Origin of the sequence: Phenylobacterium sp. LH3H17, assembly GCF_024298925.1 — a bacterium.
In the GTDB taxonomy this organism is placed as follows: Bacteria; Pseudomonadota; Alphaproteobacteria; order Caulobacterales; family Caulobacteraceae; genus Phenylobacterium.
In genome coordinates, this window is sequence record NZ_CP101283.1 from 3,681,342 (window position 1) to 3,702,685 (window position 21,344).

Consider the following 21,344-nt stretch of genomic DNA (forward strand, 5'->3'; position numbering starts at 1 on the left):
CCCTGAAGGGACGCTAACAGAACGCCGTTCGATGGCAACTTGGGCGCGAGACGCCTCAGCCGGTGAAGTATTGCGGGTGGCTGAGCGCCGCGCCCAGCACCTGGCGCACGTCGCGCGCCGTCACGCCCAGGGCCGCGAGCCGGGCCACGTCGCAGGTAGGGCCGTGCGGCGGCGCCTCTCCCCCAGTCAGCTCCAGGCTCCAGCCGTGGGCGGCGAAGACCTCGGCGATCTCGGCGTTCGAGATGGCGACTCCCCGGGCGATGTTGACGACGCCTTGGGCGGCGCGGGCGTCCATGGCCAGCAGACCGGCGATAACGTCGTCGGCGTGGATGTAGTCGCGGCCCGCCCGGGGCGAGGAGGCCAGGCTGATCGCCTTCTCCCGCCGGGCCCGCTTGAGCAGGTCCGACAGGAAGCCGCCGGCGTCATCGGTCCAGTCGAAGACATTGGAGAGCCGCGCCACCGCCGCCCGCCCGCCGGACCGGGCCAGGCAGAGGTTCTCGCCCAGCGCCTTGGAGAGGTCGTAGACATTGCGCGGCGCGGCAACGTCGAATTCCAGCACGTCGTCCTCGCGCCCGCCCCGCTCGCCCAGGCTGTCATAGAGCCGGGTGGAGGAGAGGTAGATCAGCCGTTCGAATTTCGCGTCGCGCAGCACGTGGCTCAGCAGGCCGACATGGGCCTCCACCGTGTCGAAGGGCCGGACCATGAAATCCCCGGTCAGGCCCGCGCAGTAGAACACCCGGCCGAGCTCGCGTCCGAACAGCTCCGGATCGCCGCGCGCCGGGGCGTAGACCTCCTCGCCTCGCCCGCGCAGGGCGGCCACGAGCCGCGCGCCGATGAAACCACCGGCGCCGATGACCGTGTAGCGGCTCATTCCCCGCGCGCGCCGACGCGCTTGGCCGGGACGCCGGCATAGATCGAATAAGGCTCCAGCTCGCCACGCACCACCGAGCCGGCGGCGATCACGCAGCCTCGGCCGATCACCGCGCCGTCCAACACCACGGTATTGGCGCCCAGCCAGACGTCGTCGCCGATGACGATGCCGCCGCGGCTTGGTTGGAACCCCTGGTCGCGGATGCGCCTGGCCTTGTCGCCGAACTCATGGTTGGTCGGCGCAAGGGTGCAGTTGGCGGCGATGAGCACCGCGTCGCCGATCTTGATGCCGTTGCCGGTGTACATGACCGTGCCCGAATTGATCGCGCAATCGGCCCCGATCTCCACGGCCCCCGAGCCGCCCGCCGGTTTGATCTTCACGAAGGCGTCGATCGTCGTCCGGGGCCCGACAACGATGGGCGTGCCGCGCGTCGAGGCCTCGATATCGGCCAGGGCGGAGATCTTGGCGGTGGGGTCGATGGTCAGCATCGGGCGCAGTCTAGCTGGCCGAACCATGGTCCGGATAGGTCGCGTCCCGCTCCGACATGATCTGGGGCTGCAGGGGCCATTGGATGCCGAAGGCCGGGTCGTTCCACCGCGCTCCGCGCCCGTGACCCGGCTCGAAGATGCGATCGATCTGATAGAGGACGTCGGTGTCGTCTTCGAGGGTGACGAAACCATGGGCCAGTCCCCGCCCGATCAGCAGGGCGCGGCCGTTCTCCGCCGACAGCTCCGTCCCGGTCCACTGACGATAGGTCGGGCTGCCCGGCCGCAGGTCAACCGCCACGTCGAAGATCGCCCCGCGGGTCGCCCTGACCAGCTTGGCCTCTTTGTGCGGGGTCGCCTCATAGTGCAGGCCCCGCAGCGTGGCGGCTTTCAGGTTGCGCGACAGGCTGGTCTGCAGCGGCGCGAAGGGATGGCCGGCGGCGGCGAACTCTTCGGGGCAATGCAGGCGGGCGAACGAGCCCCGCTCATCGGCCACGGGATCGAGGTCGACGATCACGACACCCTCGATGCCGGTCGCCGAGAACCGCATCAGCCGACGACCTTGGTGTCGGGCGCGGCGGTCACGAACTGTCCGCCCCAGGCCTTCACATAGGCCAGCTGGCCCATGATCTCGTCCTTCAAGTTCCAGGGCAGGATGACCAGATAGTCCGGCTTGAAGTCGGCGATCCGCGCCGGGGCATGGACCGGGATATGGCTGCCGGGCAGGTAGCGGTCCTGCTTGTGCGGATTGGCGTCGAAACAGGCCACGATGTCGGCGGCGCTCACCCCGGCATAGTTCAGGAAGGTGTTGCCCTTGGCCGCGGCGCCATAGGCCGCCACGATCTTCCCCTGCGCCTTGGCCTGAGCCAGGAAGGCCAGGAAACCGTCGCGCACCGCCTCCACCCGGGCGGTGAAGCCCTCATACCCTGAGAGACGGTCCAGACCCGCCGCATGCTCGCGTGCGCGGAGGTCTTTTAGCGCCTGGGTCTCGACATGGCCCGCGGCCTCGTGGGCGCAGAACAGCCGCAGCGAGCCGCCGTGGGTGGTCAGCAGCTCGACATCGAAGGGGCGCAACCCATTGGCGCGCAGCACCCGCTCCACCGCCAGCAGCGACAGGTAGGAATAGTGCTCGTGATAAATGGTATCGAACTGCACCTTCTCGATCAGGTTCAGCAGGTGCGGGAACTCGAAGGTCAGCACGCCTTCGGGCTTCAGCACGTGCTGGAAGCCTGCCACGAAGTCGCCGATGTCGGGCACGTGGGCCAGGACGTTGTTGGCCGCCATCAGGTCGGCGGCGACGCCCCGGTCCTTCAGGGCGCGGCCGGTGGCGTCGTTGAAGAAGGTGACCTCGGTGGGAATGCCCCGCTCCTCGATCGCCACCTGGGCGGTGTTGGCGGTCGGCTCGATCCCCAGGACCGGCACGCCCATGGCCTTGAAGTGCTGCAGCAGATAGCCGTCGTTGGAGGCCACCTCGATGACCAGCGAATCCTCGCCCAGCCCGAACCGCGCGGCCATGGCCTCGGCGTAGCGCTTGGCGTGGGCCACCCAGCTCTCGGAATAGGCTGAGAAATAGGCGTAGCCGTCGTCGAAGATGGCGTCGGCGGCGACCGGGTCGTCGGCCTGGACCAGGAAGCAGGTCCCGCAGACCCGGGTGTGCAGCGGATAGGTCCCCTCGACCCCCGACTCGAGCTGGGCCTTCGTGAGGTAGGAGTTGGCCAGGGGCTGGAGGCCCAGGTCCACGAACGTCTGGGTCAGGGGGGCGCGGCAGAAGCGGCAGGCGGGAACGGTCATCAAAGGCCTTCGTAACGCGTGATCTGGTCCTGGACGAGGGCCAGGGCCTCGCCGCCGTTCGCCTGGTCGCGATACCAGTCCATGGTCCACTCCACCGCGGCCGGGGCGTCGAGGGCGCTCTCGAAGCCCAGCACCTGGCGCGCCAGGCTGGCGTCGATGCCCAGGGACCTGGCCTCGATGGAATTGGGGTCGGGCTCGTGGCGCCACGGCTTGGCGCCCAGGGCCTCGACGGCGCGAGTGGCGAGATCGCCCACGGTCACCTCGGGGCCGCCGGGTCGGGGGCCGAAGTTCAGCGCGCGCGGCGCGGCCGGATCGGTCGCCAGGCGCTCAAGATAGACCAGGTAGCCCGCCACGCAGTCCAGCACGTGCTGCCAGGGCCGGGTGGCCTCCGGATGGCGCAGGACCGTCACGCCCTGGGCCTGGCCGGCGCGGACGATGTCGGCCACCAGCCGGTCGCGGGAATAGTCGCCGCCGCCGATGACATTGCCGCCCCGCGCTGTCGCCACCGGCACTTGGGCCTTGTCGAAGAAGCTGCGCGCGAAGCTCTGGACGACGATCTCGGCTGCCGCCTTGGAGGCTGAATAGGGGTCCTTGCCGCCCAGAGCGTCGCCCTCGGCGAAGGCGCGGCCAGTCTCGTGGTTGGCGTAGACCTTGTCTGATGTGATCACCAGAACCGCCTGCAGCGCGCCCTGCCCGCGCAAGGTCTGCAGCAGGTGGGCCGTGCCCATGATGTTGGAGGCGAAGGTGGCGATGGGGTCCTCGATCGAGGCCCGCACGATCGGCTGGGCGGCCATGTGCAGCACCAGGTCGAATTCGCGTCCGGCCAGGGCCTGCTCCAGGTCGGCGGGGCGGCGCAGGTCGACCAGCAGCGAGTCGGTCAGGCTGGCGACCCCCGCCTGGATGAACAGGGCGGGCTCCTGGTCGGGCGGCAGGGCCAGGCCTGTGACCTTGGCCCCCATCCGCGATAGCCAGATCGCCGCCCACGAGCCCTTGAACCCGGTGTGCCCGGTGAGCAGGACGCGCTTGCCCGACCAGAAGGCGGGGTCGGGCCGCTTCATTTCCACACTTGCCAGGGCGCCTGGCCCGAGGCCCAGAGCGCCTCGAGATTGTTCTTGTCCCGCAGGGTGTCCATCGCCGCCCAGAAGCCGTCGTGGCGGTAGGCCATGAGCTGGCCGTCGGCGGCCAAGCCCTGCAAGGGTTCGACTTCCCAGGTGGTCGTGTCGTCCTCGATGCGGGCGATGACCGAGGGGTCCAGCACGAAGAAACCGCCATTGATCAGACCGTTGTCGCCGGGCGGCTTCTCGATGAAGCGCTCCACCGCGCCCTCCACGATGTCCAGCGCGCCGTAGCGGCCCGGAGGCGCCACCGCGGTCACCGTGGCGTCGCGGCCATGGCTCTTGTGGAACTCGGCCAGGGCCTTCAGGTCCACATCGGCCACGCCGTCCCCATAGGTCATGAAGAACGGCTCGCCGGGATTGAGGTACTGCGCCACCCGCTTCAGCCGACCGCCGGTCATGGTCTCGGCCCCGGTGTCGACCAGGGTCACTTTCCAGGGCTCGTGATTGGTGGCGTGGTACTCCATCGAACCCTTGGCCAGGTCGACGGTGAGGTCGGCGTTGTGGAGCACGTAGTTGGCGAAGTACTCCTTGATGACATAGCCCTTGTAGCCGAGGCAGACGACGAACTCGTTGAAGCCGTGGTGCGAGAACAGCTTCATGATGTGCCAGAGGATCGGCCGGCCGCCGACCTCGATCATCGGCTTGGGCTTGAGGTGGCTCTCCTCGGAGATCCGGGTGCCGAGGCCCCCGCAGAGCAGGACGGCCTTCATCTAGGCGATCCGCTTGACGAAGGCGTCGGGCCAGTAGGTCACGCGCTCGGTCACGGTCCCTTCGTTGAATGGGAACGCCGGCTCCTCGACGATGAAGCGCTTATCCTGGGCCACGAAGTCGTGGACGGCGCGCTGGGGATTGTTCCAGTCCCAATCGTCGCCGGTGCGCGGGCCGCCCTTCACCTGGGCCATGATCCCGTCGGTGGCCACGACGTAGGAGCCGACCTCGATCAGCTCGCCATAGAGCTTCAGCTCGTCCAGCACGTGGTCCCGGGTGTGGTTGGAGTCGAGCACCACCAGGACCTTCTCGCCCGGCCTGATGAGCGCCTTCACCTGTTCCAGCGTCGCCGGCGCGGTGGAGGAGCCCTCGATCAGCTCAATGCGCCTGAACATCTCGTGGGCCTCGATGGCCTCGCGATTGTGCTTGCGGATCTCGATATCGATGCCGATCACCCGGCCCTTGCCCATGGCCTCGAACAGCGAGGCGTAGAAGATCAGCGAGCCGCCGTGGGCGACGCCGGTCTCCACCAGGACGTCCGGCTTCAGGGTGTAGATCACTTCCTGCAGGCGGATCATGTCCTCCGGCAGCTGGATGACCGGCCGGCCCATCCAGGCGAAGGAATAGACATACTTCGAATCCCAGGTGGCGCGGAGCCAGGCCTTGGACGCCGCGGCGAAGCCCTCGGCGCTCGCCAGGCTGTGGCGGGTTTCGGCCTCGCCGTCCTTGACGACGACTTCGCCGCGCTCTTCGTCGATGATGGTGATCAAAGCTCTTCGCCTTCGGAATGCTGCCGGCAGGTTGGCGGATCGCCCGCCCCCGCCGACGAATTGGCCCCCCTATTATCGCGTGTCCTTCGCGCGATGAAGCCGTATCGAAGGACGGGATGGCGGCGTCGTGCTGCAAAGACGCGAAAATGGGGCTGAGGCGGGTTTGGACGAGGTCGATCGGCGGGTCAATTTCATCGTCGCCGGCGTGCAGAAGGCCGGAACGACCGCGCTTTACGATTACTTGGCGGAGGATCCGAATATCGGGCTCTCCAAGGTCAAGGAGGTGCACTTCTTCGACGACGAGTCGATCGACTGGGCCGCCCCGGACTACGCTCCCTACCACGCCCAGTTCGACGCGGCGGGCCCGTTGATTCGCGGCGAGGCGACGCCGATCTACCTCTACTGGCCGCGCAGCCTGGAACGGATCGCCGCCTACAATCCGAAGGCCAGGATCATCGTCATGTTGCGCGACCCGGTCGAACGCGCCTGGTCGCACTGGAAGATGGAATATGCCCGGGGCGCGGAGACCGAGCCCTTCGCCTGGTGCATACGCCAGGGGCGCCGACGGCTGCTGGACGCCCAACCCTGGGGCGCGCATCGCGAATTCTCCTATGTGGAGCGGGGTTTCTACGGCGAGCAGGTCGAGCGGTTGCTCGCCCTCTTCCCGCGCGATCAGGTGCTGATCGCCAAGGCCGACGACCTGCGGCGCGATCCCAACGCCACCCTGGCGGCCGTCAACGCCTTCCTGGGCGCCCCGCCCCCCAGCCCCGTGACTCAGCGCGACGTGCATGTCGGACGCGAGATGGACTATGGCGGCGATCTGACCGATGAGGACGCCGCCTTCCTTCGCATGCTCTATGCGCGCGATCTGGCAAGGCTCGAGGCCCTGACAGGCGTTGCCTTCCCGTGACGCCACATTTCGGGCGAGACCCGGGGCGAGGATCGGCCATGACCAGATCGATCCCCCTCCTGCTGGGCCTGCTGGCCGCCTGCTCTCCGGCCGCCGAACCGGAGGCCGCCGCCGCACCGCCAGCCGCCGCCGCGCCCGTTTCGATCGACGGCCCTCGACTGTCCTTTCCCCTGGACTGCGTGGTGGGCGAGACCTGTGCGGTGCAGAACCATGTCGATGTCGATCCAGGGCCGGGCGTGAGGGACTATCGTTGCGGGACCCAGACCTATGAGAAGCACGGAGGTGTCGACATCCGCCTGCTCGACATGGCCGCGCAGCGCCGCGGCGTGGATGTCCTGGCCGCCGCCCCCGGGCGGGTCGCCAGGCTTCGCGACGGGGTCGCCGACGTGTCGGTGAAGATCGCCGGCCCGGCCTCCGTCGCGGGACAGGAATGCGGCAACGGGGTCGTCATCGACCACGGCGGCGGCTGGGAGACCCAGTACTGCCACCTGGCCCAGGGCGGCATGATGGTGAAGCAGGGCGACACCGTCACGGCGGGCCAGCCGATCGCGCGGGTCGGCCTGTCCGGCAATACCGAGTACCCGCATCTTCATCTGAGCGTCCGCAAGGCCGGGGTGATTGTCGACCCCTATCGTCCGGAGGCGGCCCCCGGGACCTGCGACGCGGCGAGCCCCGGCGTCGGTCTCTGGGACCCGCCGGCGGCCAAGGCCGTCGCCTATCGGCCGGGCGCGGTGCTGAACGCCGGCTTCACCGGCGCGCAGCCGACCATGGAGGCGGTCGAGGCGGGCGGCGTCGCGGCGCATTCGGCCACGGCGCCGGCGCTGATCGCCTATGTCCGGGCGATCAACCTGCAGGCGGGCGATGTGCAGAGCCTGAGCGTCGTGGACCCGGCCGGCGGCATGCTCGTCCAGAACACGCTCGCGCCCCTGGACCGCGCCAAGGCGCAGTACCTTTTCTATGTCGGCAAGCGCACGCCGGCCGAAGGCTGGCGCAGCGGCCGATACACCGCGAGCTACGTGGTGACCCGGGCCGGCAAGCCGGTGTTGAAACGGAGTTTCGAGCTCGCCCTCTAGGCGAAAACGCGTGAGTCCAGCAGGGAAATCAGCGCCTACGAGCTTCACCTCACAAATCCGTTAGCACCCCATTGTAGCGCTAGAGTCTCTTTCGCCAGAAGCGGGACTGGGGTACAGTCTGACGTCAGTCTTGCTCTCCAGGACTGTGTCGCTTTGGCCGGGCGGTAAGCTCGCGGCTTCACCGCCCGGCCTCTCGCGTTCCCCTGAAAATCTGGATGCTCGCGGCCATCGCATTGGCATGCCCGCGGTTCAGGAAATATCGGCCACCGGCGGCGTCGGGCCAAGCTCCAGGATCCCGAACTTCACCAGCCGCAGGAGGCTGCGCTCGATCACGCCTTGGCGCGGCGCCGGGAAGCTCGCCGTCAGCTCGGCGACACGCAGGGGGCCCGCCTCGGCGACCTGGTCGAAGGTCTGCTTGATCTCGGCCGACGACGGCATGGCCCAGCGCGCGTACGAGGCGAGCGGCGCGGTCAGCCGCGCCACCGCGCCCTCCCAGGTCATGCCCGGGGCCAGGGCGACAACCGACTCCGGTGTCATCGGCGCCGTCGGGTAGCTGGCAAACAGCGTGAAGGGGTCGAGCCGGCGCGGATTGGGATGGTTCACGAACCGGCGCGCCGGGTCGGTCAGGGCCGCGGTCCGCCGGGCGGCGAGCTCCCCCCACAGCGCCTGGTACTGCGGGATGATCGCCGACCAGTCGAAGGTGGAGCGGGCGCGCTCGCGGGCCGCCGCGCCCATGCGCCGGCGCAGCTCCGGATCGGCGACCAGGGCCGCCACCGCCGTCCTGGCGGAGGGCAGGTCGACCGCCGTCATCTGGGCCGCGGCCGCCAGGTACTGGTCATAGCTGACCCAGCTCCGGGCGTAGCTGAAGGCGAGATCCTGACCCAGGCCCGGTCGCGGCGCGTGAGTGGCGATGCGGAAGCCGTCGACGCCGTGGCGCACGGTCTCGCGATAGCCGTCCCAGTCGCTGACCACGCAGGGCAGGCCCGCGGCCATCGCCTCGGCCGGAGTCAGGCCGAAGGTCTCCTGGATATTGTCGGAAAACGAGATGAAGAGGTCGGCCACCGACCAGATGGAGAAGCGGGTGTCGGCCGGCCGGCCGTCCACGGCGCGGTAGTGGATGCTGGGACAGAAGGCACGCGTCTGGTTATGGAATTGCTCGGTCTCCTCGTCGGAACCCGCCCAGCCGGCGACGACCCAATAGATCGGCTGGCCGGTGTCCCGGGCCGCGGCCTCGAGGGTCAGGGCCATGGTCGCCGGGTTCATCTTGGCGATCGGATTGAGCCGGCCCAGATAGAAGGCCACCACCGCGTCCTGCGGGATATCCAGGCGCTCTCGCCAGGCCTTGCGATGCTCCGGCGACGGCTTGAAGTCATCGGCGTTGACGCCCAGCGGGATGGTCGCCAGCTGCGGCTGGGGCCGGCGCGTGGCGCCGAGCCGCCGGGCCAGATGCTCGTGAACGGCCTCGAACTCGGTCTCCACGCTGGTCCGCACCGCGCTGGAAGTGCAGATCAGGGCGTCCCACGGCTCCAGGGGTCCGACGATCAGGTCGTGGAGGATGTCCATGACCCGATGGGTGGCGGTGGTGTGGGTGATGCCGCAAAGGCTGTAGCGGCGCGAATCAAAAGGCTGCCGGGCCCAGGCCTCGGGGCCGATATTGGGACTTGGGACATAGAGGCAGCCGGGGTCGCGCAGGGCGCCGAGCTGGCGGCGGTCGATCCAGTCCAGGGGGGTCCGCGGCGGCTCGATGCGACGGACCAGCGCATCCAGTTCGGCCACCGGCTTCGGTGTTCCGTTGAACAGGACCAGACGGTCGATCTCAGCGTTGCGGATAAATCCGCGCAGGAAGCTCTCCCCGGCGGAGTGGCGGCCCATCAGGCGCTGCCCGGTGGTGTCGTAGCCGTCGGGATGGAAATAGAGCGCGGCGTTGGTCATGCGGGATCAGGCGGTAGCGCGCTTTCGGCCAAAAACAAAGCCGCGCAAAACAAAAGGGCCGCCCCGAAGGGCGGCCCCAAAGTCTAGATCGTGACTTCTATTTAGATGAAGTCAGCGGCGGTCAGCGTGAGGCTGCCCGTCAGCTTGATCGCGTTGCCGACCGAGTTCGTGCCGCCAGTGTCGGCGAACACGTAGGTGCCGACATCGGCGCCCGCGGCGACATTGATCACCACGATGTCGCGCGAACCCGTGCTGATCAGCGCCGTGGCGTCGGTCAACGCTTGCGCGTAGCTCGCCGCCGAGGTGCCGCTCAGGAAGTTCCCGGCGGTCGGGGTCACGCCGACCGAGAGGTCGTCGACACCGACGGTGAAGTCGGCGATCTGGTCGAACGCACCAGCCGTCGTGGACGAGTCCCCGTTGGCGAAGGTGAACACGTCGGCGGCAGCGCCACCGGTCATGCTGTCTTGGCCCGCGCCGCCGGAGACGGTGTCGGTGCCGCCAGCGCCGTCGAGGGTGTCGTTGCCAGCCGAGCCGCTGAGAACGCTGTTGCCAGCGCCATCAGTGATCTTGTCGCTGCCATCGCCGCCCGAGAGGGTGCTGTTGCCAGCGCCGCCCGAGACGGTGTCGTCACCGGCGCCCGCGTCGACCGAGTTGTTGCCGTCAGCAGCGACGATCGTGTCGTTGCCGTCGCCACCGCCGAGGGTGTCGTTACCCGTGCCGCCGACCAGCGAGTCAGTGCCCGCGCCACCCGCGAAGTTCGACGTCGCCGCAGCGCCGCCATCGAGGGTGTCGTTGCCGTCGCCACCATTGACGGTGTCGTTGGCGAGAGCCGTGCCGGTGTAGGAGTCGTTGCCCAGGCCAGCGTCGGCGCTGTTGTTGCCAATGCCGCCATTGAGCACGTCGTTGCCGTCGCCGGCGCTCATCGTGTCGTTGCCGTCATTGCCACGCAGGTCGTCGTTGCCGAGACCGCCGTCGAGGTTGTCGTTGCCCAGCCCGCCATCGAGGATGTCGTTGCCGTCAGCGCCAACCAGGGTGTCGGCGTCGCCGCCACCGTTCAGGCTGTCGTTGCCAAGGTCGCCGCTGAGGTAGTCAGCGCCGGCCGCGGCCGACAGGGTGTCGTTGTCTTGACCGCCCAGCAGGGTGTCAACGCCAGCGCCGCCCGTGATGTCGTCGTTGCCGATATTGCCGTTCGACCAGTTGGTGCCGTCACCGGTGACGATGGTGTCGGCGCCCTGGCCGCCGTAGAGCGAGTCGTTGCCAGCGCCGGCGGTGATGCCGTCGTTGCCGAGGTTACCGTTCACGGTGGCGTTGCCGGCCGTGATGGTCACCGTGTCGTCGCCGTCGCCGGCGAAGATGGTCGAGTTGCCGAGCGTGTTGGTGACGGTGTCGTTGCCAGCGCCGCCGGTGATCGAGTCGTTACCGTCCGCATTGATGATCGAGTCGGCACCATCACCACCGTCGGCGGTGTCGTTGCCCGTGCCGGTTTCGATGTCGTCGTCGGCGAGGTCACCGAAGATCAGGTCCGCGCCGGCCGCGCCGAGGATGGTGTCATCCCCTTGGCCGCCATAGAGGGTGTCGGTGTCCGAACCGCCGGTGATGGAGTCGGTGCCGAGGTTGCCCTGGGCGAAGTTCTTACCATCGCCGGTGCCGACCACGTCGTTGTCGGCCCCACCGTACATGGTGTCGTTGCCGGCGTCGGCCGCGATCGTGTCGTTGCCTTGGTTGCCCTGCAGCGAGTCGTTGCCGGCGCCGCCGGTGAGCGAGTCGGTGCCAGCGCCACCGTAGAGACCGTCGGCCGTGCTTGCGCCCGCCGCCGTGTCGTTCGCGCCCGGATCGCCAACGTAGAGCACCGAGGAGTCGACGAACACGGTGCCGGCTTCACCGTAGATGCCGGTGCCGAAGGTAACCGTGCGACCGTTGTAGGTCATGTTCACCGTGGCGGGCGAAGCGCCCGACGCCGGAACGTAAACCACCTGAACCTGGGCGCCAGTGGCCCCGGCGGTGCTGAAGACGAGGGTGTCGGCGCCGGCGTTGTAAGCCGCCGCCTGTGCCACCGTAATCGTCTCGAAGAAATAGTTAGCCATGCTTCTCTCCAGTCTGTGTCACATGGACCCTGAAACGCCTGGCCACCATTTTCCCAAATGGAGCGGTCCCAGCGGTCCTTTCCGTTCGCCATAACATGGTCGTGGCGAAGGTTAAACGAGCCCTAGGGAGACGTATCGGAACCGTTGAAAATGCGCAACAGGTAAAAAGGCGCGAAACCGCCGTACGAACGGGGTTTTCCCGCGCCAGATTCACCCCGCGTTAATCTTCCCTCAGCGCGTCTCGAATTGTGTCGGTTAGCGGACTGACTATATACGAAAGAACCGTGCGTTTTCCGGTTACGATCATGGCTTCGGCGGGCATCCCGGGCCGGAGTTTCACGCCGCTGGGCAGCTTGGTCAGCTCCTGTGGCGGAATACGCACATCAGCGCGGAAATAGCTCTCGCCATTGCGCTCGTCGGTCAACTGGTCGGCCGAGACGTTGATCACCTCGGCGTCCACCGGCGGCACGCGCTGGGAATTGTAAGCGCTGAGCCGCACGCGCGCCTTCAAGCCCGGTTTCACGATGTCGGTGTCCTGGGGCTTGATTCGCACCGTCACCAACAGCGGCGCATTGGCCGGAACCACGCTCATCAGCCGCTCGCCCGGCGCCACCACGCCGCCCACCGTGAACTGGGTGAGATCGAGCACATAGCCGTCGGCCGGCGAGCGCACGGTAGCCGCGTTGAACATCTGCGTCGCCGCCGCCAGTTTCGGGCCGACGTCCGACAGGCCGGTCTGCATCTGCCGCAGGCCTTCGGCCGCCTGGCTGATCCGCTCCTCGCGCTGGGTGTTGATCTGCAGCCGGGTCTCGCCGATCTGCTCGCGCAGCCGGGTGGTCTCGGCCAGCAGCGCGCCGCGCCGTCCCGCCTGCTCGGCCAGGGTCCGCTTATAGCGGAGGATCAGGGTCTTGGGCGCATAGCCCTTCTCGTAGAGGGTCTGGTAGCCGGCCAGCTCTTCCTTGGTCAGGCGGTCGCTCTCGTTGAGCGCGTCGATCTGGGCCTTCACCCCGCCGATCTGCGTCTCGACCTGCTGAAGCCTTTGGCCCAGCACGTCGCCCTGGGTCTCGAAGAACTGCAGCCGGGTCGCGAACAGGAACTGCTGATCGCGGATCAGGCCCGCCACCCGCGGATCGCCCTGTCGCGCCAGCAACTCAGGCGGGAAGACGATGACGCGCTGGTTCGTCGCCTCGGCCTGCAGGCGGGCTGTCTGGGCGAGCATGTTGTCGTACTGGTTCTGCAGGACGTCGACGCTGGCGCGGGTCTGCACGTCGTCGAAGCGCAGCAGCACCTGGTTCAGCTTCACGTGCTGGCCCTCGCGGGCCAGGATGGCCCGCACGGTGCCGCCCTGCAGGTGCCGCACCGTCTTGCGGTTGTCCTCGACCCGCACCGTGCCCGGCGCGACCACGGCGCTGTCCAGCGGCGAAACCGCCGCCCATAGGGTTACGCCGACCACGAACACCGCGACCACGATCGAGCCCATGATCATCGGCCGCTTGACGCGGCGCTGCAGCTCAGGATCCAGGGGCGCGAGATCGCTGCCGCTGAAGGCCGGCGTCACATAGGGTTTGACGGGCCCGAGTTCGAACTTCATCGGGTGGCCTCGATCTTCTGGACCGCGGCCGGCTGGACCACCCGGGCCATGACCTGCTCGCGCGGTCCGAACAGCTCCACCCGGCCGTCGCGCAGCAGCAGCATCTTGTCAGCGCTGCGGAACACGCTGGGCTTGTGGGAGACGATGACGATGGTCGCGCCGCCGGCCTTGAGCCCGTCGATGGCGTTGACCAGGGCCTCTTCGCCCTCGGCGTCGAGGGCGGCGTTGGGCTCGTCCAGCACCAGCAGGCGCGGATTGCCCATCACCGCGCGGGCCAGGCCCACCCGCTGGCGCTGGCCGGCGGATAGCACGTGCCCGGCCTCGCCCAGCTCGGTGTCATAGCCGTTGGGCAGCCGCAGGATGAGTTGGTGGACCCCGGCGACCTGGGCGGCCCAGATCACGGCGCTGTCCTCCACGTCGGTTCGGAAGCGGGCGATGTTGTCGCGGATGGTGCCGGCGAAGAGCTCGGTGTCCTGCGGCAGGTAGCCCACGTGCTTGCCGAACTCGACCCGATCCCAGGAATAGACGTCGGCGCCGTCGAGGCGGACCGTGCCGCTGTTAGGCTGCCAGATGCCGACGATCAGGCGCGCGAGCGACGACTTGCCCGCGCCGGACGGGCCGATGATCCCGAGCATCTCGCCGGGCTCGACCTTGAGATTGATCCCCTGCAGGACGAAGCGGTTGGCGCCGGGCGGGGCGAAGTTCACCGCCTCCACCGACAGCTGGCCCAGCGGTGTGGGCAGGGCCGTGGCGGGCGTGCTGGGCTTCCAGTCCTTGAACAGCACGTTCAGCCGCAGATAGGCGCGGTAGCCGTTGTTGAGGCCATCCCAGGATCCGACCAGCCGGTCGATCGGCTGCAGCGCGCGGGCCGCCAGGATCATGTTGGCGAACAGCAGGCCCGAATGAATCTCGCCCTTCACCACCAGGTAGGCGCCGATTCCGATGATCAGGACCTGAATCCCCTGACGCGCGAACTTACTCACGTTGGACAGCACGCTGGCGCGCTCGCTGGCGGCGGCGCTGCGCTCCATGGTGACCGACCGGAAACCGGCCCAGCGCTGACCCAGCGGCTCGACCATGCCCATGGCCCTAACCACCTCGCCATTGCGCAGCGCCGCGTCGGTGAATCCATAGCTGCGCAGGGCCGCGTCATTGGCCTCTTTGAGGGCCGGTCGCGTGGCGCGATCCTGGGCGATGGTGATGCCCACCAGGATGACCGCGCCCATCAGGGTCACCACCCCGATCAAGGGGTCGATGACGAACAGGACGCCGATGAAGACCGGCAGCCAGGGCAGGTCGAAGAGGCTGGCGAAGGCCGAGCCGGTCAGCATCTGCCGGAAGGCGTCGAGGTCGCGCAGGGCCTGCGAGCGCAGGGACGGATTGCCGCGCACCACCCCGTCGAACAGGGCCGAAAACACCTTGCCGCTAACGCGTTGGTCCATGACCACGCCGAAATTGATCAGCACTTTGGCGCGATAGTCGTCGATCAGTCCCGAGACTATGAAGGCGGCCAGGACGGCGACGGTGATGACCACCAGGGTCGGCACGCTGTAGCTCGTCATCACCCGCCCGTAGATCTGGAAGGTGTAGAGCGGCAGGGCCAGGTAGAGCACGTTCGAGACCGCGCTGAATCCGGCCGCGAACCACAGGGGGGTGTATCCCTCCTTGATGGACCGCGTCAGCGGGTTGTCGGGCTGGTCAGCCAACGGGTTCAGGATATTCATGCGCGCCGGACTGTTCCGTGGATGCTCGCGGTCGTTGGACGCCGCGACCATCGGCGATTCTTATGAACCAAGTCCAAGGCGTATTGTGCCGAAAACGCGCGAGACATGCTCGGGGCTCCGTCCGATGTCAATGGCGCAACCCGCCGCGCCACTCTCCTGAGGCGTGTGCTAGGAAGCCGCATCGGGCCGGCCTCGCGCGCCCGGGGAGGCGCCATTTGTCCAGGATCGCGATCATCGGCAGCTGCATAACGCGAGACTTGTGGCCGATCCTGGGCGAGACGCCCCAGAACCTGCTCTATGTGTCGCGAACCAGCCTGGCGACCCTGTTCGCTCCGGTCCCCGCGGGGGTTACGACGGCGGACGAACCGCCCAGCGGATTGCGCCCCCAGCCACATGCCGCCCTGGTCGCCGATCTGAGGAAGACGGCGCTGGCGGCCCTGGTGGCGCATCGGCCCACCCACATCGTCTTCGACTTCATCGACGAGCGCTTCGACCTGCTGTCGGTCGGCGGCGGCCTGGTGTCCCACACCTGGGAGCTGGACGTCAGCGGCTACCTGGACCAGGCGCCGTTCAAGACCGCCCACAGCATCGGACGGGCCACCGCCGCCTGCGAGCGGCTCTGGATGCAGGGCGCGGCGGAGATGACCGCCTTCCTGCAGGCGACACCGCTGCACGAGTCGCAGGTCATCCTGCATGAGGCCCAATGGGCCGACCGCTATCTGGACGCAGACGGCCAGACCCAGGCCTTCGCCCCGACCGTCGACGTGCTGGAGGGACGGATGGTCGACCTGCGCGAACAGAACGCCATGCTGGACCGCTATCAGGCGGCTTTCGCCGAACTCATGCCGCGAGCCGTGAGGATCCGCGCGCCCGGCGAGCTGCGCCTGGCCGACAGCGGCCACCGCTGGGGTCTCAGTCCCTTCCACTACGTGGACGACTATTACCGCGACATCTGGCGGCGGCTGCACGAGGCCGGCGTCTAGCGCGTGCCGCCCTGCCGGGCCCAATGCTCCAAGGGTGTCATGCCGGGGACCTCGAAGCTCGTCCGGTCCAGCCAGGGTTCGCCCACGCTCCACGCGCCCCCCTGCAGATAGTCGACCAGCGGATTGCGATCGTCCGGCCGCGCCGAACCGCGTTCGCGCATATAGCGGCCGGCGTCGAACCAGGCGCTGGGGCTGCGGCCCTCGCTCCCGCCGGCCATGACATAGTGGCTGAGCGGCTCGTGGCCGCCCGCGTCCACGTCGGGGTAGAGGGCGCGGTAGGCGGTGGGGTCGAACAGCGGATGGGGCTTGGCGCCCGCCGCGGCGCCGGTCCGCAGATAGTGGACGAGCGGCGGCCCGGCGTCGGAAGGCGCGGCGTAGAAGTCCGGCGCGAACAGCTGGTGCGGAGAGAGGCCCCGGTTCCAGCCCAGGTCCAGATAGTGGGTGAGTGGATTGCAGCCGCTCTCCACCAGGTCGGGCGCCTGGCCGGCATAGTGCTCGATGCTGAACAGCGGATGCGGATCGCGCCCCTCGGCGGCGCCGATTCGCACGAAGTGCTCCAGCGGCGTCAGGCCGGTCGCCCCGAGCGCGGCGCCATGCCGCGCGGCGTAGAAACCGGCATGGATCAGCGGATGGGGACTGCGGCCCTCCGCCCCGCCGCGCAGCAGATAGTGGGCGAGTGGGCTCATGGCGCCGCCGGCGACGTCGGGGCTGGCGGTCAGGTACCACGCCTGGTCGAACAGGGCGGCGGGCTCGATCCTCGGATCGCCGCCGCGCCGGGCATAGGCCGCCATGGCGGCCAGGTCACGCAGGCGCGCGGCGAAGGAGAGGCCGCTCGCGCGCCACACGCCCGACCGGGCGATGACCAGGGCCTGCCGGATAGAGCCGACGCGGCCCAGCAGCCGATCGACGAGCCTCGCCAGGCGGTTGCGGCGGCGGGGACGGATGGTTCGCCGGGCGGCGGCGCGATAGCCGGCTAGCGCGCTTTCGCGGGCGGCCTGTTCGGCGCGGGCGCTGGCGGCCAGGGCCTCGGCGAGCGCCGCGCCCAGCCGGGCGCGGGTCAGGGCCTCGGCGGCGGCGGCGCGCTGGGCCTCCTCGCGCAGGCCGGCGTAGCGCGCGGCGAGGTCGCTCACCTTGGCGGCCAGGCCGCCGGTTTCCGCCGCGGGGATGTCTGATGCGCGCCTGGCCACGGTCAAGCCGCCGTCCGGTCGAGCAGGCCCTCGGCCTCGAGCCAGGTGCGGTAGCCTCCACCCTCGGTGGCGAAGGGGTCGGCGAAGCGGGCGCGCAGGTCGTCGCGCTCGCGCCACAGAAGCCGGTGGGCCCGGGCGATCGGCGTCCCGTCGTCGAAGGTCTCGTAGGCCCAGTAGCGTTCCGGGATGGCGGGCTCGGTCGCCGCGGTGACCTGGTCCTTGTACCAGCGCCAGATCTCGTAGACCGCGTGGTTGTCGCCCGCGTAGCGCTTGGTCATCACGTCGCCCGTGGGGCCGAGCTTGGTGAAGTGCCAGAAGCGCAGCGGCACGCCGTTGACGGTGATCGCCCCGTCCTTGCCGATGGCCACGGTCCGCTGGCTGAGGTTCCAGCTGGCGACATTGTAGCCTGGGTCGCGGACCACCTTGACCTTGTCGAACAGGGCCGGAACGTGGTCGCACCAGCGCTGGTCGACGAACAGGCCGGCGGGCATGTCGTCGTAGCAGAAGTCCAGCAGCCGATCGTTCCACCACTGGCCGAAGCGCAGCCCCTCCCCGCGCGCGCGAACCGCCACGAAGCCCAGGTTGAAGATCCCCGTCTTCGAGGCCGAGAGGTCGTTGTCCAGGATCGATTCGCGCGTGGTGTTCGGATCGATCAGGTGTGGGGTCAGCAGGATGTCGTCGGCGGCCATCAGGTCCAGCAGCGGATCGAGGCTGGAAAACAGCGCGGTGTCCGGATCGAGATAGATCACCGCGTCCGCGCCGGACCCCAGCGCCTGGTGCAGGAAGGGCCCCTTCACCGCGGTGCAGGCCTCGACCACGTCATGCTTGAACAGCCAGGCCTTGAAGTCGGGAATGGCCAGGTCGTCGGCATAGACAAGCCGGTCGAAGGGCTCGGAGGCCGGATCGAAGCGGAAGCCCGGCGGTGGCCGGTCGGTGACCAGGGCGACCAAATCCCAGTCCGGATGGAATCTGCGCAGGGTCGAATAGAGCACGCGCGCACGGTTCAGGTACGAGAAGGTGAAGCTGGAATAGCAGGTGACCCTCACGCGTTGGCCCTCAGGAGATCGGCGGTCAGGGCGCTGAACCCCAGGTCCTGGATCACGGGCGACCGGACGTCCCGCGACAGGCGCAGGATGTCGCCGGATTCGAAGGCGGCGATAAGGGCGGCCTCGTCGGCCAGCACCAGGCCATGCTCGTCCTGCCGGGTGAAGGCCTGGACATTGCCGCTGTCGGGGCTCGTCACCACCGCCGCGCCCGCCGCCACAGCCTCATAGGCTGTGAAGGAAAAGGTCTCGCGGCAGATCGACCAGACCATGGCCGCGTCGATGTCCAGGCGGCGGATCGTGTCGCGCATGGCCAGGGGCTTCTCGGCGGTCACCGAGACAGGGTGATGCGAGATCGGCAGGCCGCCGATGGTCTTGGCCGCGAGGTGGACGAACTGGTAGCGCGGGTCGCCGGCGAACCGCAGGGCCAGCTCCCGGAAGATCGGCCAGCCCTTGTGCGCCGAGGCGCCGCCCGGGAAGGCGAAGCGGAACGGCCCAGGCTTGCGCGGCTTGGGACGCGCCTTGGTGGGGATCAGGCGGGCGTGCGGGACCACGATTTCGTCGCGAGCGTCGAGGCCGCCGCGCCGCCAGGTGTCCAGCGCGCTCTGCGACGGTGCGACCACGGTCAGGTCCAGGTAGCTGAAAAGCCGCTCGTGCTCGGAGATGTGCAGCGCCCGGCCCGGGCCGTAGACGCAGACCGAACAGGCCGGGCTGCCAGGCGGCGGCGCGCCGCAGTCCTCCACGTCGTTGCGCAGCAGGTGGACCCCGGCGCACAGCGCCGTGAAGTCGTGGATCCAGAAATAGCCGGCGTTCAGGCCGCCGGTGCGGACCACGTCGACCACGTCGCGCGCGGAGTGGCCCAGCATGCTGTGGATCGCGAAGCTGCGAGCGCCGGGTTTCACCTTGGCGAAGGCGGCCTTCAGCTCCGCGAGCATCACCTTCTGGGCGAAAAAGCCCAGAGGTACGCCGTTCAGCATCACCCCCACCGGAAACTCCGCCTCGCCGGTGCGCACCATGGGCCAACCGTGCGCCGGATAGAGGTGGAGGTGATCGCGGCCGAGCGTGGCGATGTCGGCGGCCTCACGTTGGATGCAGAGCTGCAGACCGCCGACGGTGGCGGCGTAGTTGTCGTGCCCGAACGTGATGTGCAGGTTCGCCAGGCTGGTGCGGGTCTGCGCCAAACCCGCGGCGAGCGTCGCGGCCTCGTCCGCGACGATCTGGCGGGCCCAGTATTCATAGTCTTCCAGGCGCTGCTGCAACGGCAGCATCCTGGCGATGATGTCGTGCCGGAACCCGAGATTGCGCTTCGCCGTCCGTCCCTCGGCTCGGCCATGGCCAAGATAGTGCAAGAAGGGTTGGACCCCCGCGGCGGCGACGTCGGCGTTGAGTTCCAGATAGTCCCGCACGGAGAACGCGGCGTTGGGATCACGGCCCTCCCGCCAGCCCACGAAGAGGAAGTGCTCCAGCGGATCGCCGCCGCTGGCCGCCACGTCGGGATTCTGCCCAAGGTAGAAGGCGGCGTCGAACTCCCGCGCCGCGAGCGCGAACTGTTCGGGGCCCATCGGCTCCGGCGGTTCTTGATCGGGCGAGCGGAGGCGCGCGCCCAGCCAGGCGTCGGCGCGCCGTGAGCGGGCGATCTCGCGGCCTTCGCGCAGCCCCTGGCTGAGATAGTGGACGAAGGGATTGCCGTCGGACGCCGCGACGTCGGGATGCAGCGCCAGATAGCCGTCGGTGGAGAACCAGGGCGCGGGATCGCGGCCCTGGCGCCAACCGCCGAGACCGTAGTCGGCCGCGGGATCCAGGCTGACCCCGGCCAGCTCGGGGTGGGCGCCGCGATAGAAGTTCGCGTCGAGTCCCAGCGCCAGCAGTCTGAAAGTCGTATCGGATAGGGCCGCGGCGGCCATGCGCAGATAGTCCCCGGCGAAGTCGGCCACCTGTGCAACAGTTGGTCGGGCCGATCAACCGCGCCCGCACTTGCAGGCCGGGCCGAGCGGCCATACAGCGGGTCGAACGCGAACCGCGGACCCGGGACATCATGGCGACGGCAAGAGCCGGAAAGAACAAGTCGGACCGGGCCGCCTATCTGGTGCTGGGGATGCACCGATCCGGTACGTCGGCGGCGACGCAGCTCCTCGCGCTGGCCGGCGCTGAGCTTCCGCAGAACGTGATGCCCGGCGACGAACACAACGCCAAGGGCTACTTCGAACCCTGGAAGATCGCTGTCTTCAACGACGAGCGATTGCGTGCGGGAGGCGGCGCCTGGGACGATCCCTTCACCTTCCCCTACAGGGCCTTGCCCAAGGCTCAGGAGGCCGCGTGGACGACCCGCGCGCTCGAGCTCTATGACGCCGAGTTCGGCCAGGCTTGGTTCCCGCTCCTGAAAGACCCTCGGGTGTCCGTCCTGGCGCCGCTCTGGCTTACCGCGCTCAAGGCCCGCAAGATGCCTGCCCGCGCGGTCATCCCCGTCCGCCACCCGCTGGCGGTGGCCGGATCGCTGGCGCGCCGCGACGGCTTCCCGGTTGAGAAGTCTGTGCTGCTCTGGATTACCTACATGCTGGCGGCGGAGCTCTACTCCCGCGACATGCCCCGGGCCTTCGTCGGATATGACAGGCTGCTGGCGGACTGGCGGGCGGAGGTGGCCCGCATCGAAGCCGCCCACGGCGCGCGCCTGCCCCGCCTCAGCGAGCATGCCGCCCACCTTATCGATGGCTTCCTGACCTCCGACCTCCGCCACAATGCGGTCCAGAGTGACTTGGCCGCCGTCCCCCTGGTGGGTCGGATGGCCGTCGAGGTGCATGACTGGTTCGAGGCCCGCGCGCGCGACGAAGCGCCCGATCCCGCAGTCCTTGACCAGGCGGCGCATCAGCTTGCGGCGATGCGGATCGAGATGGGGGTGTTCGTCTCACCGGTCACCCAAGCGCTCGACCTGGCCCGTGCAGACCTGGCCGAGGAGCGCCACCGCCGGGCGCTGGAACGGCGTGAACTTTCGGATGCGGTCGCCGAGCTCGCACGGTTGCGGCGTGAGCACGCGGATGTCGAGGCTATGGTCGACACCATGATCGCTGGCCGCTAGA

Annotated in this window: 18 protein-coding genes; 4 read left to right on the forward strand and 14 right to left on the reverse strand. The window is 68.7% G+C overall.

Annotated elements, in window-relative coordinates; translation table 11 throughout:
* Positions 1–55: 55 nt before the first annotated feature.
* From M9M90_RS18180 to M9M90_RS18210, 7 genes are read right to left on the reverse strand one after another with little or no spacing between them, the layout of a single operon-like run.
* Positions 56–871 carry an NAD(P)-dependent oxidoreductase gene (locus M9M90_RS18180; RefSeq protein WP_254834648.1) on the reverse strand — a complete coding sequence of 272 codons (816 nt, stop codon included), beginning with the start codon at positions 869–871 and terminating at the stop codon, positions 56–58.
* Complete coding sequence (locus tag M9M90_RS18185) at positions 868–1,359, reverse strand: DapH/DapD/GlmU-related protein (protein WP_254834649.1); 492 nt, start codon at positions 1,357–1,359, stop codon at positions 868–870. Before M9M90_RS18185 ends, M9M90_RS18180 begins: the two co-directional genes overlap by 4 nt.
* A gap of 10 nt (positions 1,360–1,369) precedes the next feature.
* Complete coding sequence (gene rfbC / locus M9M90_RS18190; protein ID WP_254834650.1) at positions 1,370–1,906, reverse strand: dTDP-4-dehydrorhamnose 3,5-epimerase; 537 nt, start codon at positions 1,904–1,906, stop codon at positions 1,370–1,372.
* Positions 1,906–3,147, reverse strand: a complete 1,242-nt coding sequence (locus M9M90_RS18195) for a class I SAM-dependent methyltransferase (protein ID WP_254834651.1) — start codon at positions 3,145–3,147, stop codon at positions 1,906–1,908. The genes rfbC and M9M90_RS18195 overlap by 1 nt, the downstream gene beginning before the upstream one ends.
* Complete coding sequence (rfbG, locus tag M9M90_RS18200) at positions 3,147–4,205, reverse strand: CDP-glucose 4,6-dehydratase (RefSeq protein WP_254834652.1); 1,059 nt, start codon at positions 4,203–4,205, stop codon at positions 3,147–3,149. Before rfbG ends, M9M90_RS18195 begins: the two co-directional genes overlap by 1 nt.
* Positions 4,202–4,975: a glucose-1-phosphate cytidylyltransferase gene (gene rfbF, locus M9M90_RS18205; RefSeq protein WP_254834653.1), complete on the reverse strand. Its 774-nt coding sequence runs from the start codon at positions 4,973–4,975 to the stop codon at positions 4,202–4,204. Before rfbF ends, rfbG begins: the two co-directional genes overlap by 4 nt.
* Positions 4,976–5,743, reverse strand: a complete 768-nt coding sequence (locus M9M90_RS18210) for a cephalosporin hydroxylase family protein (protein ID WP_254834654.1) — start codon at positions 5,741–5,743, stop codon at positions 4,976–4,978.
* Positions 5,744–5,906: 163 nt separating this feature from the next.
* On the opposite strand from M9M90_RS18210, the gene M9M90_RS18215 reads away from it, so the two are divergent.
* Positions 5,907–6,653, forward strand: coding sequence for a sulfotransferase domain-containing protein (locus M9M90_RS18215; protein ID WP_254834655.1), 747 nt, complete (start codon positions 5,907–5,909; stop codon positions 6,651–6,653).
* A gap of 38 nt (positions 6,654–6,691) precedes the next feature.
* A complete protein-coding gene (locus M9M90_RS18220) occupies positions 6,692–7,726 on the forward strand; it encodes a M23 family metallopeptidase (protein ID WP_254834656.1) in 1,035 nt (344 codons plus the stop codon).
* Between the two features lie 249 nt (positions 7,727–7,975).
* Here M9M90_RS18220 and M9M90_RS18225 read toward each other — a convergent pair whose 3' ends face one another.
* The 4 genes from M9M90_RS18225 to M9M90_RS18240 all read right to left on the reverse strand — a co-directional run bounded on the left by M9M90_RS18225 (position 7,976) and on the right by M9M90_RS18240 (position 15,057).
* A complete protein-coding gene (locus M9M90_RS18225; protein ID WP_254834657.1) occupies positions 7,976–9,658 on the reverse strand; it encodes a glycosyltransferase family 4 protein in 1,683 nt (560 codons plus the stop codon).
* A 101-nt stretch (positions 9,659–9,759) separates the two neighbouring features.
* Entirely contained in the window at positions 9,760–11,742 is a 1,983-nt protein-coding gene (locus M9M90_RS18230; protein ID WP_254834658.1) for a calcium-binding protein, read from the reverse strand.
* A gap of 220 nt (positions 11,743–11,962) precedes the next feature.
* Positions 11,963–13,333, reverse strand: coding sequence for an HlyD family type I secretion periplasmic adaptor subunit (locus M9M90_RS18235; protein ID WP_254834659.1), 1,371 nt, complete (start codon positions 13,331–13,333; stop codon positions 11,963–11,965).
* On the reverse strand, positions 13,330–15,057 hold the full coding sequence (locus M9M90_RS18240; RefSeq protein WP_254834660.1) for a type I secretion system permease/ATPase: 1,728 nt from the start codon (positions 15,055–15,057) through the stop codon (positions 13,330–13,332). Before M9M90_RS18240 ends, M9M90_RS18235 begins: the two co-directional genes overlap by 4 nt.
* A gap of 215 nt (positions 15,058–15,272) precedes the next feature.
* Between M9M90_RS18240 and M9M90_RS18245 the strand changes: the two genes are divergently transcribed.
* Positions 15,273–16,040 (forward strand): DUF6270 domain-containing protein, encoded by a 768-nt coding sequence (locus tag M9M90_RS18245; RefSeq protein WP_254834661.1) that lies wholly within the window; start codon positions 15,273–15,275, stop codon positions 16,038–16,040.
* Here the strand turns inward: M9M90_RS18245 and M9M90_RS18250 are convergent.
* From M9M90_RS18250 to M9M90_RS18260, 3 genes are read right to left on the reverse strand one after another with little or no spacing between them, the layout of a single operon-like run.
* Positions 16,037–17,233 carry a hypothetical protein gene (locus M9M90_RS18250; protein ID WP_254834662.1) on the reverse strand — a complete coding sequence of 399 codons (1,197 nt, stop codon included), beginning with the start codon at positions 17,231–17,233 and terminating at the stop codon, positions 16,037–16,039. The genes M9M90_RS18245 and M9M90_RS18250 overlap by 4 nt on opposite strands.
* Complete coding sequence (locus tag M9M90_RS18255) at positions 17,230–18,273, reverse strand: hypothetical protein (protein ID WP_254834663.1); 1,044 nt, start codon at positions 18,271–18,273, stop codon at positions 17,230–17,232. Before M9M90_RS18255 ends, M9M90_RS18250 begins: the two co-directional genes overlap by 4 nt.
* Positions 18,270–20,204, reverse strand: a complete 1,935-nt coding sequence (locus M9M90_RS18260; RefSeq protein WP_254834664.1) for a hypothetical protein — start codon at positions 20,202–20,204, stop codon at positions 18,270–18,272. The genes M9M90_RS18255 and M9M90_RS18260 overlap by 4 nt, the downstream gene beginning before the upstream one ends.
* A gap of 101 nt (positions 20,205–20,305) precedes the next feature.
* Between M9M90_RS18260 and M9M90_RS18265 the strand changes: the two genes are divergently transcribed.
* Positions 20,306–21,343 carry a sulfotransferase family protein gene (locus tag M9M90_RS18265; protein ID WP_254834665.1) on the forward strand — a complete coding sequence of 346 codons (1,038 nt, stop codon included), beginning with the start codon at positions 20,306–20,308 and terminating at the stop codon, positions 21,341–21,343.
* The last annotated feature ends 1 nt before the right edge of the window (position 21,344 follow it).

Bases quoted from the DNA above. Each gene is read 5' to 3' on its own strand.
- M9M90_RS18180 (WP_254834648.1), bottom strand. From the start codon at position 871: ATGAGCCGCTACACGGTCATCGGCGCCGGTGGTTTCATCGGCGCGCGG.
- M9M90_RS18185 (WP_254834649.1), bottom strand. From the start codon at position 1,359: ATGCTGACCATCGACCCCACCGCCAAGATCTCCGCCCTGGCCGATATC.
- rfbC (WP_254834650.1), bottom strand. From the start codon at position 1,906: ATGCGGTTCTCGGCGACCGGCATCGAGGGTGTCGTGATCGTCGACCTC.
- M9M90_RS18195 (WP_254834651.1), bottom strand. From the start codon at position 3,147: ATGACCGTTCCCGCCTGCCGCTTCTGCCGCGCCCCCCTGACCCAGACG.
- rfbG (WP_254834652.1), bottom strand. From the start codon at position 4,205: ATGAAGCGGCCCGACCCCGCCTTCTGGTCGGGCAAGCGCGTCCTGCTC.
- rfbF (WP_254834653.1), bottom strand. From the start codon at position 4,975: ATGAAGGCCGTCCTGCTCTGCGGGGGCCTCGGCACCCGGATCTCCGAG.
- M9M90_RS18220 (WP_254834656.1), top strand. From the start codon at position 6,692: ATGACCAGATCGATCCCCCTCCTGCTGGGCCTGCTGGCCGCCTGCTCT.
- M9M90_RS18225 (WP_254834657.1), bottom strand. From the start codon at position 9,658: ATGACCAACGCCGCGCTCTATTTCCATCCCGACGGCTACGACACCACC.
- M9M90_RS18230 (WP_254834658.1), bottom strand. From the start codon at position 11,742: ATGGCTAACTATTTCTTCGAGACGATTACGGTGGCACAGGCGGCGGCT.
- M9M90_RS18235 (WP_254834659.1), bottom strand. From the start codon at position 13,333: ATGAAGTTCGAACTCGGGCCCGTCAAACCCTATGTGACGCCGGCCTTC.
- M9M90_RS18240 (WP_254834660.1), bottom strand. From the start codon at position 15,057: ATGAATATCCTGAACCCGTTGGCTGACCAGCCCGACAACCCGCTGACG.
- M9M90_RS18265 (WP_254834665.1), top strand. From the start codon at position 20,306: ATGGCGACGGCAAGAGCCGGAAAGAACAAGTCGGACCGGGCCGCCTAT.